The sequence below is a fragment of the Ornithinimicrobium carbonis genome, assembly GCF_977012275.1.
The window spans coordinates 1,594,085-1,609,076 of the sequence record NZ_OZ348993.1 but is presented as its reverse complement, the minus strand read 5'-3'; the positions used below and the strand labels follow the sequence as shown (position 1 = coordinate 1,609,076).

At 74.1% G+C, this 14,992-nt stretch carries 12 protein-coding genes and 1 tRNA gene; 7 read left to right on the top strand and 6 right to left on the bottom strand.

What is annotated here, in order from left to right:
* Positions 1-27: 27 nt before the first annotated feature.
* Entirely contained in the window at positions 28-2,859 is a 2,832-nt protein-coding gene (locus ACWHYA_RS07205; protein WP_425941897.1) for an FAD-binding and (Fe-S)-binding domain-containing protein, read from the bottom strand.
* 97 nt (positions 2,860-2,956) lie between these two features.
* Positions 2,957-3,475, bottom strand: a complete 519-nt coding sequence (locus ACWHYA_RS07200) for a MarR family winged helix-turn-helix transcriptional regulator (protein ID WP_425941899.1) — start codon at positions 3,473-3,475, stop codon at positions 2,957-2,959.
* An 89-nt stretch (positions 3,476-3,564) separates the two neighbouring features.
* Between ACWHYA_RS07200 and ACWHYA_RS07195 the strand changes: the two genes are divergently transcribed.
* Positions 3,565-4,107 (top strand): YceI family protein, encoded by a 543-nt coding sequence (locus ACWHYA_RS07195; protein WP_425941901.1) that lies wholly within the window; start codon positions 3,565-3,567, stop codon positions 4,105-4,107.
* A 120-nt stretch (positions 4,108-4,227) separates the two neighbouring features.
* On the opposite strand, the gene ACWHYA_RS07190 is transcribed toward ACWHYA_RS07195, so the two are convergent.
* Positions 4,228-5,070 carry an aldo/keto reductase gene (locus ACWHYA_RS07190; protein ID WP_425941903.1) on the bottom strand — a complete coding sequence of 281 codons (843 nt, stop codon included), beginning with the start codon at positions 5,068-5,070 and terminating at the stop codon, positions 4,228-4,230.
* A 29-nt stretch (positions 5,071-5,099) separates the two neighbouring features.
* On the opposite strand from ACWHYA_RS07190, the gene ACWHYA_RS07185 reads away from it, so the two are divergent.
* Positions 5,100-5,546 (top strand): hypothetical protein, encoded by a 447-nt coding sequence (locus tag ACWHYA_RS07185; RefSeq protein ID WP_425941905.1) that lies wholly within the window; start codon positions 5,100-5,102, stop codon positions 5,544-5,546.
* A 152-nt stretch (positions 5,547-5,698) separates the two neighbouring features.
* Entirely contained in the window at positions 5,699-7,546 is a 1,848-nt protein-coding gene (locus tag ACWHYA_RS07180) for an HNH endonuclease (RefSeq protein WP_425941907.1), read from the top strand.
* A 52-nt stretch (positions 7,547-7,598) separates the two neighbouring features.
* Here ACWHYA_RS07180 and ACWHYA_RS07175 read toward each other — a convergent pair whose 3' ends face one another.
* Both ACWHYA_RS07175 and ACWHYA_RS07170 read right to left on the bottom strand, forming a co-directional pair.
* Positions 7,599-9,806: a chorismate-binding protein gene (locus ACWHYA_RS07175; RefSeq protein ID WP_425941909.1), complete on the bottom strand. Its 2,208-nt coding sequence runs from the start codon at positions 9,804-9,806 to the stop codon at positions 7,599-7,601.
* A 9-nt stretch (positions 9,807-9,815) separates the two neighbouring features.
* Positions 9,816-10,841, bottom strand: a complete 1,026-nt coding sequence (locus ACWHYA_RS07170; RefSeq protein ID WP_425941911.1) for a pirin family protein — start codon at positions 10,839-10,841, stop codon at positions 9,816-9,818.
* 103 nt (positions 10,842-10,944) lie between these two features.
* On the opposite strand from ACWHYA_RS07170, the gene ACWHYA_RS07165 reads away from it, so the two are divergent.
* The gene (locus ACWHYA_RS07165) at positions 10,945-12,456 is read left to right on the top strand and encodes an NAD(P)/FAD-dependent oxidoreductase (RefSeq protein ID WP_425941913.1); all 1,512 of its coding nucleotides are present in this window, start codon (positions 10,945-10,947) and stop codon (positions 12,454-12,456) included.
* Position 12,457: 1 nt separating this feature from the next.
* Here ACWHYA_RS07165 and ACWHYA_RS07160 read toward each other — a convergent pair whose 3' ends face one another.
* On the bottom strand, positions 12,458-12,937 hold the full coding sequence (locus tag ACWHYA_RS07160) for a GNAT family N-acetyltransferase (protein ID WP_425941915.1): 480 nt from the start codon (positions 12,935-12,937) through the stop codon (positions 12,458-12,460).
* 83 nt (positions 12,938-13,020) lie between these two features.
* Between ACWHYA_RS07160 and ACWHYA_RS07155 the strand changes: the two genes are divergently transcribed.
* The 3 genes from ACWHYA_RS07155 (at position 13,021) to ACWHYA_RS07145 (ending at position 14,980) form a co-directional block, all read left to right on the top strand.
* Positions 13,021-14,076: a PHP domain-containing protein gene (locus ACWHYA_RS07155; RefSeq protein WP_425941916.1), complete on the top strand. Its 1,056-nt coding sequence runs from the start codon at positions 13,021-13,023 to the stop codon at positions 14,074-14,076.
* A gap of 36 nt (positions 14,077-14,112) precedes the next feature.
* Positions 14,113-14,808: an NAD(P)H-binding protein gene (locus ACWHYA_RS07150; RefSeq protein WP_425941918.1), complete on the top strand. Its 696-nt coding sequence runs from the start codon at positions 14,113-14,115 to the stop codon at positions 14,806-14,808.
* Positions 14,809-14,907: 99 nt separating this feature from the next.
* A tRNA-Glu gene (locus tag ACWHYA_RS07145) sits at positions 14,908-14,980 on the top strand.
* Positions 14,981-14,992: the final 12 nt, after the last annotated feature.

The following is a 14,992-nucleotide window of genomic DNA, read 5'->3' as shown; positions in this document are numbered from 1 at the left end:
CCGTGGAGGCCCGAGCGGCCCTCCCGCTCACCTCGTCGCGGCCGCCAGCACCTCCAGCACGTGCTCGTAGGCCCGACCCGTCGCCCGGCTCATCCCGATCTCGCAGGTCCGGTTGTCCGACACGTACGCCGCGTAGCTGCGGCCCGCGACCTCGGCGGCCTCCGGCGCGGTCGCCGAGGCGGTCAGCTCGGGGTGCAGCATCCCGCGGTCGCCGGCGAAGCCGCAGCACCCCCAGGCCAGCGGGACCGTCACGTCGTCGCTGACGTGCCGGGCCACGGCCACCAGCGCCTCGGTCGAACCGAGGTGCACGCCCGAGCAGGTCGGGTGCACGACGACAGGACCCACGGGGCTGGTCACCGGCAGCCGGTCGAGCAGGTGCTCGGCGACCCAGCGGGTGGCGTCGACCACCTGCATGGGTCGGTCCGGGTCCTTGGCGATCATCTGCACGAGGCCCTCGGCGCACGACGAGGCCTCGCAGACCACCGGCAGCCGGCCGTGGTCGCTCGCCTCCCACAGCGACGGGAGCACCCGACGCATCATCGCGGCATACCCGGAGGTGCGTCCCTTGGACTTCCACGGCGTCCCGCAGCACAGACCGCCCAGCCCCGGGGGGTCGACCAGGGCCACGCCCGCGCGGTCGGCCAGCACGCGCAGCGCCCGCTCGGCCCCCGCCCCCCGGAGCCCGTCCTCGCCGGCACCGTCCGAGCCGAACATCGTCCCGACGCACGGCGCGAAGTGCACCGCCGTCGGCACCGCCCCGTCCTGCCGCACCCCGGCCCCCGCCTCCGGACCGCTCCCGCGCCGCGGACCACCGCCGGGCAGCCGCCCGTCGTAGCGCGGCACCAGCTCGTGCGGCAGCACCCGACGGGCGACGCCGGTCGTCATCTCCGCCAGCCGGGGGACCCGCCCGGCCACCGACATCGCGGCGGACGCCGCGACGGTGCCCGCACCCCATACCTGCGCCGCTCCCCGCCACGCCACCTCGCCCACGGGACCGGAGGACTCCGCCCGAAGCCGCCGGGTGAGGTCGCCGGTGTTGATCTGCACCGGGCACACGGTCAGGCACATCCCGTCGACCGCGCAGGTCTGCGTGCCGTCGTACTCGTACTGCTCCGCCAGCTCCGCCGCGAGCCCGGTGTCCCCGCGCAGCTCCGCCGCCCGCATCTCCCGCCGCGCCACGATGCGCTGCCGCGGGGTGGTCGTCAGGTCCCGCGAGGGGCACACCGGCTCGCAGAAGCCGCACTCCACGCACCGGTCGACCTCCACCTCCACCTCGGGCGCGGTCTTGAGGTGCAGCAGGTATGACGTGGGGTCGTCGGAGAGGACCGACCCCGGGTTGAGCAGGCCGCGGGGGTCGATCAGCCGCTTGGTCTCCCACATCACCGCGTAGAGCTCGTCGCCGTACTGCCGCCGCACGAACGGCGCCATGATCCGCCCGGTGCCGTGCTCGGCCTTCAGCGACCCGCCCTCGGACAGGACCAGGTCGACCATGTCCTCGGTGAATGCCTCGTAGCGCTCCAGCGCCACCGGGTCCTCGAACCGCTCGTTGAGCAGGAAGTGCACGTTGCCGTCCCGGGCGTGGCCGAAGATGACCGACTCGGGGTAGTCGTGCCGCTCGAACAGCTCGGTCAGCGCCATGATCGTGCCACCGAGCCGGTCCACGGTCACCACGACGTCCTCGAGCAGGGCGTTGGTGCCGCTGGGCCGGGCCCCCGCGACCGCGCTGTAGAGACCCTTGCGCACCCGCCACAGCCCGGCCCGCTCGTCCGCCTCGCGGGTCAGCCGGTAGGGGCTGCTGACCGGCAGGTCCGCCAGCAGGCGGCCCGCCCGCTCGACCGCGTCGGCGAGCTCCTCGGCGTCGTCGGCCTGCCACTCCACCAGCAGTGCGGCGTGGTCGACGACGTGCAGGTCGCGGATGACCTGCGGGCAGGCCGGATCCTGGGCGGAGACGCGCAGGGACGCGGCGTCCAGCAGCTCGGCGGTGGCGGTGCCGGCCTCGACGAGCCGCGGCACGGTGCCGGTCGCGGTGACGACGTCGTCGAAGACGAGCAGCCCGGTCGCGACCTGGGAGCGCACCGGCACGGTGCGGAAGGTGGCGGAGGCGACGAACCCCAGGGTGCCCTCGCTGCCGATCATCAGCCGGGCCAGGATCTGGGCCGGCTCGTCGGCGTCGAGGTAGGCGTTGACGCCGTAGCCCATCGTGTTCTTCATCGCGAACAGCCGCCGGATCGTGGCGACGGACTCCGCGTCGCCACGCACCCGGTCGCGCAGGGACAGGAGCCCGGTGTGCAGCTCGGGCTCGGCCGCGCGCAGGTGCGCGTCGGCGTCGGGGGCACCGGTGTCGACGACGGTGCCCGAGGGCAGGACCAGCACCATCGACTCCAGCGTCGCGTAGGTGTTGGCCTCGGTGCCGCACTGCATGCCCGAGGAGTTGTTCGCCACCACCCCGCCCACGGTGCAGGCGGCCTCGCTCGCCGGATCGGGCCCGAGGCGTCGGCGGTGCCTGGCCAGGTGGGCGTTGACCATGCCGACCGTCGTGCCGGGCTGGACCCGTACCCGCATGCCGTCGTCCAGCACCTCCACCCCCCGGAAGTGGCGGCGCACGTCGACCAGGACCGTGTCCGTGACCGCCTGCCCGGACAGGCTCGTCCCGGCGGCCCGGAAGGTCAGCGGCGTCCCCGCCCGGTCGCAGGCAGCCAGCACGGCGGCCACCTGGGCCTGGTCCCTCGGGCGGACGACGAGGTCGGGGACGAGCAGGTAGTGGGACGCGTCGTGGGCCAGGGCGTGCCGGTCGATCGCGCGGTCGGACACCTGCCCCGGTCCCAGGACCCGGGACAGCTCGTTGCGCAGGGACTCCATGACGCCTCCTCGACCGGGCCGGCGGCCCTGGGTCGATCATGGCAGGCGGGCAGGACAGCGGGAAGAGGGTGGCGTGCGGCCGCGGAGCTGGCCGGGGCTACGCCCGGAGCTGCTCCTCCTGCAGGTGCTCCTGACCGGGTTCGTCCTGGTCCGGCTGCTCCTGGGCGCGGGCCAGGACCTTGCCGAGCAGCACGGAGAGGGTCTCGACGTCCTGGTCGTCCATCCCGTCGAGGAAGAGGGCGCGCACGGTCCGCACGTGGCCCGGCGCGGCGGCCTCGAGGGCCGCCCGGCCGGCCGGCGTGAGCAGGACGAAGGAGCCGCGACCGTCCTCCGGACAGTCCTCCTTGACCACCAGCCCGCGCGCGGACATCCTGCGCAGGTGGTGCGACAACCGGCTGCGCTCCCAGTGCATCTGCTCGGCGAGGGCGGAGATGCGCAGCCGCTCCCCCGGAGCCTCGGACAGCCACACCAGCGTCTCGAAGTCCTGCATCGACAGGCCGCTGTCGCGCGACAGGGCGCGGCCGAGGGCCGCGGGCAGCTCGGTCTGCACGCGCAGCCACCGGCGCCACAGCTGCTGCTCGCGGTCATCCAACCAGGGAGTCTCGGCCTTCGTCATGACCCCATCCTACCAGTTGCTTGACGCGTCATCGATGCTCCTGTAATGTTGGTGACACATCAACCACAACCCCTCCGGAAGGACCTCCCATGTCGGTCAACGAGCTCAACGGCACCTACACCATCGACCCGTCCCACTCCCGCCTCGGCTTCTCCGCCCGCCACGCGATGGTCACCAAGGTCCGCGGCGCCTTCAACGAGGTCGGCGGCCAGGCCACCACCGCCCCCGGGCTGGAGAACGCCTCGGTCGAGGTCACCATTCAGACCGCCTCCGTCGACACCCGCAGCGCCGACCGCGACGCGCACCTCACGTCGGCCGACTTCTTCGACGTGGAGCAGTACCCCACCATGACCTTCCGCTCCACCGACGTCGCGGCCGCCGACGACGACACCCTCCGCGTCACCGGCGACCTGACCATCAAGGACGTCACCCGCCCGGTGACCGTCGACTTCGAGTACGCCGGCGCCGCCCAGGACCCCTTCGGCAACACCCGGATCGGCTTCGAGGGCTCGACCGTCGTCAACCGCAAGGACTTCGGCCTCACCTGGAACGCCGCGCTGGAGACCGGTGGCGTGCTCGTCTCCGACAAGGCCACCCTCGAGTTCGAGATCTCGCTCATCAAGGCGGCCTGAGCCCCTCCTCTCCCCGGGGACGTCCCCCTGCCCCTGGTGAGCCGCACCCCCGCACCGGTCGAACGGTGCGGGGGTGTCGCGCGTCCGGCACACCCGTCAGGAACAGGTCCGGCATACCCCTCAGGAACGGAACTGGGTGAACTCCGCCGTCCGCGGGTCGGCGAACATCCGCTCGTCCGTGTCGAGGGCGTCCATCGCCTCGAGCTGGGGTCCGGTCAGCTCGAAGCCGAACACGTCGATGTTCGCGGCGATCCGCTCCGGGGTGCTCGACTTGGGGATGACGACCCGGCCACGCTGCAGGTGCCAGCGCAGGACGACCTGCGCCGGGCTGACCCCCAGCTCCTCCGCCAGGTCCACGACCGGCCCGAGCTCGAGGTCCTCACCACGCCCGATCGGGGCGTAGGCCTCCACCACCAGGCCGGCCTCCCTGCTGGCCGCCTGCGCCTCGGGCTGCTGGAACGAGGGGTGGATCTCGATCTGGTTGACGGCCGGGACCACCCGGGCGGTGCGCAGCAGGTCCTCGAGGTGCTCCGGGAGGAAGTTGGAGACGCCGATCGCGCGGACCGCCCCCTCGTCGTAGAGCTTCTCGAAGGCGCGCCACGTCTCGGGCGCCAGTCCCTTGGACGGCACCGGCCAGTGCACGAGGTAGAGGTCGACGACGTCCACGCCGAGGGCGGCCCGGCTGTCATCGAAGGCGCGCAGGGCGTTGTCGTACCCCTGGTCGCCGTTGCGCAGCTTGGTCGTGACGAACAGCTCCTCGCGGGCCAGGCCGCTGGCCCGCAGCGCCGCACCGACCCCGGCCTCGTTGTAGTAGCCGGCGGCCGTGTCCACGTGTCGGTAGCCCACCTCCAGGGCGGCCTCCACCACGCGCTGGGTGTCGTCCTCGTCGACCTTGAAGGTGCCCAGGCCGACCTGCGGGATCCGGACGCCGTTGTTGAGCTCGATCATCGGTTGGGTAGTCATGAACCCGAGCCTAGGGACAGACTCTGACCATGCCGTCCGACTGGGACGACCCGTCCGCGACGCCCGGCCCGGGGGATCCGACCGATCCGTCCCGCGCCGGGTCGACCGGGGGCGCCCGGTCCGGGCGCCCGCACGACCCGGTGGCGCACGTGCGTGTCCTGCTCCCCGGCCTCGTGGAACGCCGGGTGCCTGTGCGCCTGGTCGAGCACGGGCCCGTCGGGGGCGTGGGCAGGCTGCGGATGGGCGACGGCACGACCTTCCTCGTCGCGTCGGTCGATCCGATGGCGCTCGGACGGGTCGTGCGCGCCATGACGTCCGGCCGGTCGGTCGTCATCAGCGGGTGGGCCGAGACGGACGACGGCCCTGTGCTGGACCTGGCGGAGGCGGGTGGGCGTCCTCCGGGTCGGGGCAGGGGGACGGCCCGGCGCGCCGGGACGGTACGGGTCCGCGTGGTGGGTCCCGACCAGCCCGACTGACGGCCGCGGTCCGGACCCTCGTGGGCATCGTGGCTGCTCAGGGGGTGGCCGGACGTGTGTTCGAGGGTCTGTCGGTGGTGGGTCCTAGGGTGTTCTTCAAAGGTGGAGCCGGGGGAGGTTTCGCCGTTGGACCACCGGAGGGGGTGGGGGACGTGGACGCAGGACCGGAGGGGATCGGCACCGGGCCGGCCGCGGAGTCGGCCGGGCAGGGGCGGGGTATGGCGTCACCCGCCTGCTCGTGCGGGTGCCGCTGCGCCTCGGCCGGGCCCGGGGAGCCGGGTCTGGTCGAGGTGGTGCAGGGCTGGACCCGGGCGTTGGCCGGCGCGGAGGTGTCGGAGATCGACGATGCGGGGCTGCTGGCCCTGGTGGAGGGGCTGGAGGTGCTGGGCCGGGTCGCGGGGGCGGCCTCGGCGCGGGTGCAGGTCGCCTTCGGTGCTTCCCAGGTGGCCGCCCAGGCCCGGGACGGGGTCCCCGCCTCCAGGCGCGGGAGGGCGGTGGCTGATGATCTGGCGGCCGCGCGGCGTACCTCGCCGTACTGGGCCGGGCGGGAGCTGACCGCGGCGCGGGCGCTGGTGGGCGAGATGCCGGCCACGTTCGCCGCACTGGCCGTGGGCACGATCAGCCCGGCCCAGGCCCGTCTGGTCACCGAGGCCACCTCCTGCCTGGACCCCGCAGACCGGGCGCAGGTGGACCGGCGGCTGGCCGGGTCGTTGGAAGGGGCCTCCACCCGGCAGATCGTGGCGGCGGCCCGTGCGTTGGCCTACGAGCTCGACCCGGCCGGGTTCGTGGGACGGGCCCGCCGAGCGGCGGCCGACCGGGGGGTGTCGGTGCGCCCGGCCCCGGACGTGATGGGCCTGCTGTGCGCCCGGTTGCCGGCTGCGCAGGCGATCGCGACCCACCAGGTGCTGCGCACCCACGCCGAAGGCGCCCGCGCCGCCGGCGACCCGCGCACCCTGAACCAGCTGATGGCCGACGAGCTGGTCGCGCGGGTCACCGGCCGCACCGTCGTGGACGGCATCGACGTCGAGGTCGGCCTGGTCCTGACCGACGCGACCCTGCTGGCCGGGGACAGCGCCGCGGCCGACCTGACCGGGTACGGGCCCCTGCCCGCCGACCTGGCCCGCGACCTGCTGACCCCCTCCACCGACACCCAGGACACGCACGACACCGACACCCGGGAAGCCCCGGACGACCACGACGACACCGACCACCCGCAGGTCGACGACGACGAGTGGGAGCGCAGCACCGGCGGCGGGCAGCAGAACACCGGCGCCGGGCAGCACGGCACCGGCGACAAGGATCGGCCGGCCCGCGGGCGGCAGCAGGCTCCTGGGCCGTGCCCGGCCGGTGGCCGGTGCACCGACGCCCGGTGCACCGCCGTCCACGGCGGTACACCCCCAGGGCCGCCCCCACCGACCCTGCCCACCCGCACCTCCCAGCAGCAACCCCAGACACCCGGCGGCCCCACCGCAGGGACCCCTCGGTCTCCCGGGTCAACCGGGTCTGCCGGGTCAACCGGGTCAACCGGGCCACCCGCGTCTACGGGGTCACCCGGGTCACCCGGGCTGCCCGGGCCGGACCCCGGCACGATCAGGGCCGGCACGGTGTGGCTGCGCCGGCTGTGGACCGACCCGCTCACCGGGGTGCTGACCGTGCGCGACCCCCGGCGCCGCGTCTTCACCGGGGCCCTGCGCGCCACGCTGATCGCCCGCGGCCGCTACTGCGCCCACGCCTGGTGCGGCGCGCCCATCCGCCACCTGGACCACATCACCCGCTACCGCGACGGCGGCACCACCACCGTCGACAACGCCCGAGGCCTGTGCGCCCGCTGCAACCTGGCCCGCGAGCACCCCCGCCACGCCGACCCACCACCCAGCACCTACCAGGACCCACCACCGGTCCTGGACACCTTCCACGGCCGTCCACCGGCCAAAGCACCATCACCGCGCACCGGTAGCGCCCTCGACGACGAGGACGACCCCCTCCGACGGAGCGCCTGAGCGTGCAGGTCCCCCGGAGGCCGGCACGCAGGCGATCTGGCCGGCCCAGCCGTCAGGAGGACGAGGGGCGCGACGCGGGGAGCGAGGCTGCGCCGTCTCGCGCCAACGCCAGCGCCACCAGGACCGACCGGGCCTTGGTCGTCGTCTCCTGCAGCTCCTCCTGCGGGTCGGACAGTGCCGTGATGGCCCCGCCGACACCGAAGGTCACATCGCCGTCGTGCCACGTGGCCGTCCGGATGACGATCGAGGTGTCCATCGACCCGTCGAGGCCGATCCACCCGATCGCGCCGGAGTACACCCCCCGGGCCGCTCCTTCCAGTCGGTCGAGGATCTCCATCGTCCGCACCTTGGGCGCACCGGTCATGGACCCGCCGGGGAAGCAGGCCCGCAGCACGTCCGTCGCACCCATCCCCTCGACGAGCTGCCCTCTGACCGTGGAGACTAGCTGGTGCACCGTCGCGTACGTCTCCACGGCGAAGAGCTCCGGCACGTGGACGGTTCCCGCCCGGCACACGCGGTGCAGGTCGTTGCGCAGCAGGTCGACGATCATGAGGTTCTCCGCGCGATCCTTCTCCGCCGAGACCAGGTCGGCCACGAGGTCCGCGTCCTCGACCGGGTCGGCCCCTCGCGGGCGGGTCCCCTTGATGGGCCGCGCCTCGACGCGCCCGTCCGCCGCGACAGACACGAACCGCTCCGGCGAGCAGCCCAGCACGCTCAGGTGCGGCGAGCGCAGCCACACCCCGTGGGGGACCGGGCTGACCGCCCGCATCGCGCGGTAGAGATCGTCCTCCGCCACCCCGGTGCCCGGCGCCGACCAGGTGGTCGTCAGACAGATCTCGTAGGACTCACCGCGGGCGATCTCCTCCTGGCACCGCCGGACCAGGTCCAGGTATGCGGTCGCGTCCTCCCGCGGGGAGGCGCCCGCCGTCCCGGAGGCAGCCGGCATCGAGGTCGTGCCCGTGGCCTCCGCCCGCCCCGACGCCGTGGCCCCCGCCCGCCCCGACGCCGTGCTCCGGCCCGACGCCTCGCTCCGGCCCGACTCTTCTCCCGGCCCCGACTCCTCGCTCCGGCCCGACGCCGCCACCCCGGGACGAGACCGTCCCACCGCCTCGCGGACCCGGGCGGCCCACGACCGCTGCCGGTCCCCGACGGGCCCGTCCCCCGCCTCCTCCTCCAGCCAGACCGCCCACACGTCCCCGGACCCGTGGTCGACCACCACGCCCCGGTCGGCGAAGACCAGCCAGGCGTCCGGCCACGGCGAGCGGTGCGCGACGCTGCCGCCGGTCTCGGCCTTCAGCTCGTAGCCCAGGTAGCCGACGTACCCCGGGCGCCATCCGAACGGCACCTGGGGCACGGGCCCCACCAGCTCCCACCGGCCGAGCTCGTCGTCGATCCGGTCCAGCAGCGGGCGCCCCTCCCCGACGCGGTGGGTGAGCTCGTGCGCGAGCGGCCCCTCGCCGTCGACCACCACCGACCATCCGGTCCCGTCCGACGCGTCGAGCCAGACGGACGTCGGCGACCCGCCCACGAGCTGCTCCCGCAGGGTCCACGGGTCGACCGGGCCGGCCGTGCGGCATACCTCGACCCGCACCCGCCGTCCCCCACCACGGGTGGGGTGGGGCGCCAGCGCGTCGCCGACAGCCACCGTCCCGGCGTCCGGGCCGGGGTCAGAAAGGTCGACGCCCGCCAGCCGCAGGAAGTTGGCCACGATGCGGTCCCCGTGCTGCGACAACACCGACTCGGGGTGGAACTGCACCCCCCACCTCGGCGCGTCCGGGTCGGCGAGCGCCATCACCGAGCCGTCGTCCCTCGCCCGGGCGGTGACCCTCAGCCCGGAGGCGATCGGGTCGGCCACCTGCAAGGAGTGGTAGCGCACCACCTGCAGCCCCTCGGGAACGCCCTCGAAGATCCCCGTCCCGTCGTGGGCGAGCTCGCTGACGATCCCGTGCCGCGGCACGGCCATCTCGACGACCTGGTCACCCGCGAGGTGCGCCATCCCCTGGTGTCCCAGACAGACCCCGAGCACGGGCACGTCGCGCTGCCGCAGCGCGAGGTCGGACAGGCCCATGTCGGCCGCCACCTGCGGACGCCCCGGCCCGGGACCCACGACGATCGCCGCGAACCGCTGCAGGTCCGCGGTCGTGGCGGGGTGGTCGTGCCCCCAGACCACGGGCGGTCGCCCCAGGACCCGGTGGAGCAGGTCGGCGACGTTGTAGGTGAAGCTGTCGACGTTGTCGACGAGCAGGACGGGACGGTCCACGCGCAGGGCTCAGCGACGCGGCCGCAGCCGGACCTGCGGCAGCGCGGGGGCGGGCAGCGACTCCCCCGGATGGTCGACCGCACCGAAACGACCGTCGGCGACGTGCCCCAGCTCGGCCTGCCACTGCTCACGGGCCCGCACGACCTCGTCGTGGCTGCGCCCCACGAAGTTCCACCACATGACGATCTCCTCCCCGAACGGCGTCCCCCCTAGCAGCACCACCCGCGCCCCCTCGGCGCCGGCCGCCAGCTCGACCGTGTCCCGTCCCACCGGCAGGTGGAGCAGGTGCGCCCCGGGGACGTCCTGCTCCGCCGCCCTCAGCTCCCCCCGGTCGAGCAGGATCCCGTGCTCGAACGCCGGGTCCACGTGCAGCACCAGCGAGGCGTGCGGGTGCAGCACGATCTCGGCCCCCAGCAGCGGTGAGTATGTCGTGACGGGGCTGCCCAGGGACCTCACCGGGGCCGGGTCCCCGGCGCCGGCTGGCTCCCCGCCGGCGACACCCGCTGCCGTGACGCCCAGCTCGCCCAGGAAGACGCTGACCACGGCGTCGCCCACCTCCACCGGCTCGGGTACGTGATGGACGAAGGAGGCGTCCACCTCCGCGTGCTCCGCCGGCAGCGCGGTCCAGAGCTGGACCCCGTGGAGCACCTCGGTCGCGGGCGTGGAGACCTCGCTGTGGCACACGCCGTGACCGGCGGTCATCAGGTTCAGCTCGCCGGGTACGACCATCGCGTGGGCACCGGTGCTGTCCCGGTGCTCGATCTCACCCTGGAAGAGCCAGGACACGGTCTGCAGGGCGGTGTGCGGATGCGGCGGGACCACCATGCCGCCGGTCTCGGCGACCTCGTCGGGCCCGTAGTGGTCCACGAAGCACCACGCCCCCACCATGGACCGGCCGCGGGCGGGCAGCGTGCGGCGCACCCGCATGGCCCGCGGACCGCCCAGGGGCACCTCGCGGGGCGGCACCAGCTCCGGACGGTCGTGCTCCTCGTCGCCGCAGACCCGCTCCGGCGGGTCCTTCTCCAGGGTGCTCATCCCCCCAGTGTGGCAGCGCTCCACGCCCCGCGGGCGGCCCGTCGTCCCCTCGCATCCAGGTGGGCCGGGGAAGAATCGGGCGGCGCACGACGCTGTTCAGGACATGACTGCGCCCGCACCCGCCTCGCCCCACCGTGTCGTCGTCGTCGGCTCCGGCTTCGGCGGCCTGTTCGCCACCAAGGCCCTCGACGAGCCCGACGTGGCCGTGACCATGGTGGCCAGGACCAGTCACCACCTCTTCCAGCCGCTGCTCTACCAGGTGGCCACCGGCATCCTGTCCGAGGGCGTCATCGCGCCGACCACGCGCGACGTCCTGGCCGGCCAGGACAACGTCCAGGTCATGCTCGGCGACGTGATCGACATCGACCTCGACGCCCGGACGGTCATGGCCGGGACCGTGAGCCAGGAGACGGTCTACCCCTACGACAGCCTCATCGTGGCGGCGGGCGCCAACCAGTCGTGGTTCGGCAACGACGGCTTCGCCGAGTTCGCCCCCGGCATGAAGACGATCGACGACGCCCTCGAGCTGCGCGGTCGCATCTACGGCGCCTTCGAGATGGCCGAGGTGGCCGCCGCCTCCGGCCGCCACGAGGCGGTCCGCCGGCTGCTGACGTTCGTCGTGGTCGGTGCCGGTCCCACCGGGGTGGAGATGGCCGGTCAGCTCGCCGAGCTCTCCCGCCGCACCCTGACCAAGGAGTTCCGTCACATCGAGCCGAGCGCGGCCCGGATCATCCTCATCGACGCCGCCGACGCCGTCCTGGGCAGCTTCGGCCTGAACCTGGCGGAGCGCACCCGCCGCGACCTGGAGAAGGTCGGCATCGAGGTCCGTCTCAACACGATGGTCGTCGACGTGGACGCCGGCGGCCTGGAGGTCAGGACCCAGGACGGGACCACCGAGCGGATCGAGGCGACCACCAAGGTGTGGGCCGCCGGCGTCCAGGCCAACCCGCTGACGAAGACCCTTGCGGAGCAGTCCGGCGCCGAGCTGGACCGCGCCGGGCGCATCCGCGTCAACCCCGACCTCACCCTGCCCGGCCACCCCGAGGTGTACGCCGTCGGCGACATGGTGGCGATGGAGGGCGTCCCCGGGGTCGCCCAGGGCGCGATCCAGATGGGCCGGCACGCCGCCGACCAGCTCCTGCGCCGGATCCGCGGGCAGGAGACCGGCCAGGCGTTCTCCTACTTCGACAAGGGGTCGATGGCCACGATCTCCCGCTTCCGGGCGGTGATGAAGCGCGGCCGCATCGAGCTGACCGGCGTGCCCGCCTGGGTGGCCTGGCTCGCGGTCCACCTCTTCTACATCATCGGGTTCAAGTCCCAGGTCACCACGCTCATGCACTGGGCGGTGAGCTTCGTGGGCCGGGACCGCTCCGAGCGCACGGTCACCGAGCAGCAGGTGCTCGCCCGGCTGGCGATGGAGTACCTCGGCGAGGACTTCCTGCGCACCTCGCTGCGCAAGGATCCGGTGGAGCGTCGCTCCCTGGGTCAGCAGCCCACCGGGGACGACGCCGTCCAGGGGCGGTCGACCCAGGACGGGGCCGTGCAGGAGCACCCCACCCAGGACGGGGCCACCGACGATCCCGCCGCCGAGCAGCCCACCGACCGGACCTCCTAGGTCAGGTGCTGGCTGCCCCGCCGCCCGCCCGACCCATCGGCAGGTGCGGGATCCCGTCCTCGACGAAGTCCGGCCCCGTGCGGACGAACCCGAACCGGGCGTACCACCCCTCCAGGTAGGTCTGCGCGTCGAGGACCACCTCGGCCCCGCCCGACCGGCGCAGCGCCTCGCGGACCAGCGCGTCGGCATACCCCTGGCCACGGTGACCCCGCGCGGTGGCGACGCGCCCGATCCGGCGGGCCCCGTCCCCGTCGGTGAGCAGGCGCAGCGTGGCCACGGGCGTGCCGTCCGCCTCCACCCACAGGTGCTCGGTCGTCCCGTCCGCGTCCCGCCCGTCCAGCTCGGGGTAGGCGCACTCCTGCTCGACGACGAAGACGTCCACCCGCAGCCGCAGCAGGTCGTGCAGCGTGACCGGGTCGAGGTCGACCAGCCGCGCGGCGCGCACCCGCGGTGCACCGGGGCCGGGGTCGTCGGGACGCATGCAGGGAGGGTATGCCGTCGCGCGGGCGGGCGTCGACGTCCCGTGCCGTGGTGGGGGAGGCGGGTGCGGCATACCGTGCTCCCATGCCGATCGAGCCTGTCGACGCCCTGCGCCGGATCGCCTTCCTGCTGGAGCGGCACCGCGAGTCGACCTACCGGGTGGAGGCCTACCGCAGGGCCGCGGCCGCGATCCTGCCGCTCGGCGAGGCCGAGGTGCGCCGGCGCGTGCAGGAGGGGCGGCTGCGCGAGATCGCGGGGGTGGGGTCCTCCACCTCGGCCGTCGTGGAGCAGGCCGTGGCCGGCCGGGTCCCGGACAGGCTCGCGGAGCTGGAGCGCACGCACGGCGGACCGCTCGTCGACGGGGGCGAGGAGCTGCGGAAGCGGTTGCGCGGCGACCTGCACACGCACTCGTCGTGGTCCGACGGCGGGTCGCCGGTGGAGGAGATGGTCGCCTCGGCGATGGAGGTGGGGCACGAGTACGTCGCGCTGACCGACCACTCCCCCCGCCTGAAGGTCGCCAACGGCCTCACCGCGGCCCGGCTGCGCCGCCAGCTCGAGGTCGTCGACGCCGTGAACGCGCACACGGGAGGGTCGTTCACCCTGCTCAAGGGGATCGAGGTGGACATCCTCGACGACGGGTCGCTCGACCAGGACCGCGACCTGCTGGCGCAGCTGGACGTGCGGGTCGCCTCGGTCCACTCCTCGCTGCGGATGGAGAGCGCGGCGATGACCCGTCGGATGGTCGCCGCGGTGCGCGACCCGCTGACCACGGTGCTGGGCCACTGCACCGGTCGCCGGGTGATGCCGCGCAAGGGCGACAAGGGCGGGGAGGGGCGCAGCGGCGCCCGCGTGCGACCGCCGAGCGAGTTCGACGCCGAGGAGGTCTTCACCGCGTGCGTGGAGTCCGGGACGGCCGTGGAGATCAACTCCCGGCCCGAACGCCAGGACCCGCCCGACGACCTCATGACGCTCGCGCTGGAGCTGGGGTGCCTGTTCACGATCAGCACCGACGCGCACGCCCCGGGCCAGCTGGACTTCCTGGCCTACGGGTGCGAGCGCGCCCAGCGGCTGGGCGTGCCGCCGGAGCGGGTGGTCAACACCTGGCCGCGGGAGCAGCTGCTGGAGTGGGCCCGGCCCTGAGGAATGCCGGGCCGGGGGCTGCCTGTTGGCCCTGACATGCGTATCGCACTCATCGGAGCCCACGGCAACATCGCCCTCCTCGCCGGTCCCCTGCTGCAGCAGGCCGGTCACGACGTCAGCGGCGTCGTCCGCAACCCCGACCACGAGGCCGACGTCCGCGAGGCCGGCATGGAGCCGGTCGTCGCCGACGTCGAGACGCTCGACGTGTCCGGCCTCACCCAGCTCCTCGACGGTCACGACCTGGTGATCTGGTCCGCGGGCGCCGGTGGTGGGAGCCCCGAGCGCACCCTCTCCGTCGACCGGGACGCGGCCATCCGATCCATGGACGCCGCCCAGGCCGCCGGGGTGGACCGCTACGTCATGGTGTCCTACGCCGGCTCGCGCCCCGACCACGGTGTGCCGCAGGACAACCCGTTCGCCACCTACGCCGACGCCAAGAGCGCGGCCGACATGCACCTGCGCGGGAGCGACCTGGGCTGGACGATCCTGGGGCCCAGCGGCCTGACCGACGACCCGGGCACCGGCGCGGTCGAGCTGGTGACGGCCGACGGCTCCGGCCGTCCCGCGGACGGCTTCGAGGGCGCCCAGGTGCCCCGGGCGGACGTGGCCGCGGTCCTCGCGGCGGCCGTGGAGCGTCCTGCGCTCGCCGGGACGACCCTGGTGTTCAACGGGGGCGACGTGCCCGTCGACCAGGCTCTCGACGCCGTCGCCGGCGGGACCACGCCGGCCTGACGACGGGCATTTTGGCGTCCGGCCCGGCATCCCGTATGCTCTCTCACTGTCCTCAACGGAACCGAGCAGGGCTTCTGAGCGAGGGACCGAGCAGGACGGGTCCCCATCGTCTAGTGGCCTAGGACCCCGCCCTTTCACGGCGGTAACACGGGTTCGAATCCCGTTGGGGATGCACAGGTCTCGT

Excerpts from the sequence above, each read along its gene's own strand:
- ACWHYA_RS07150 (WP_425941918.1), top strand. The coding sequence starts at position 14,113 with ATGCGTATCGCACTCATCGGAGCCCACGGCAACATCGCCCTCCTCGCC.
- ACWHYA_RS07205 (WP_425941897.1), bottom strand. The coding sequence starts at position 2,859 with ATGGAGTCCCTGCGCAACGAGCTGTCCCGGGTCCTGGGACCGGGGCAG.
- ACWHYA_RS07190 (WP_425941903.1), bottom strand. The coding sequence starts at position 5,070 with ATGACTACCCAACCGATGATCGAGCTCAACAACGGCGTCCGGATCCCG.
- ACWHYA_RS07170 (WP_425941911.1), bottom strand. The coding sequence starts at position 10,841 with ATGAGCACCCTGGAGAAGGACCCGCCGGAGCGGGTCTGCGGCGACGAG.
- ACWHYA_RS07165 (WP_425941913.1), top strand. The coding sequence starts at position 10,945 with ATGACTGCGCCCGCACCCGCCTCGCCCCACCGTGTCGTCGTCGTCGGC.
- ACWHYA_RS07155 (WP_425941916.1), top strand. The coding sequence starts at position 13,021 with ATGCCGATCGAGCCTGTCGACGCCCTGCGCCGGATCGCCTTCCTGCTG.
- ACWHYA_RS07185 (WP_425941905.1), top strand. The coding sequence starts at position 5,100 with ATGCCGTCCGACTGGGACGACCCGTCCGCGACGCCCGGCCCGGGGGAT.
- ACWHYA_RS07195 (WP_425941901.1), top strand. The coding sequence starts at position 3,565 with ATGTCGGTCAACGAGCTCAACGGCACCTACACCATCGACCCGTCCCAC.
- ACWHYA_RS07160 (WP_425941915.1), bottom strand. The coding sequence starts at position 12,937 with ATGCGTCCCGACGACCCCGGCCCCGGTGCACCGCGGGTGCGCGCCGCG.
- ACWHYA_RS07200 (WP_425941899.1), bottom strand. The coding sequence starts at position 3,475 with ATGACGAAGGCCGAGACTCCCTGGTTGGATGACCGCGAGCAGCAGCTG.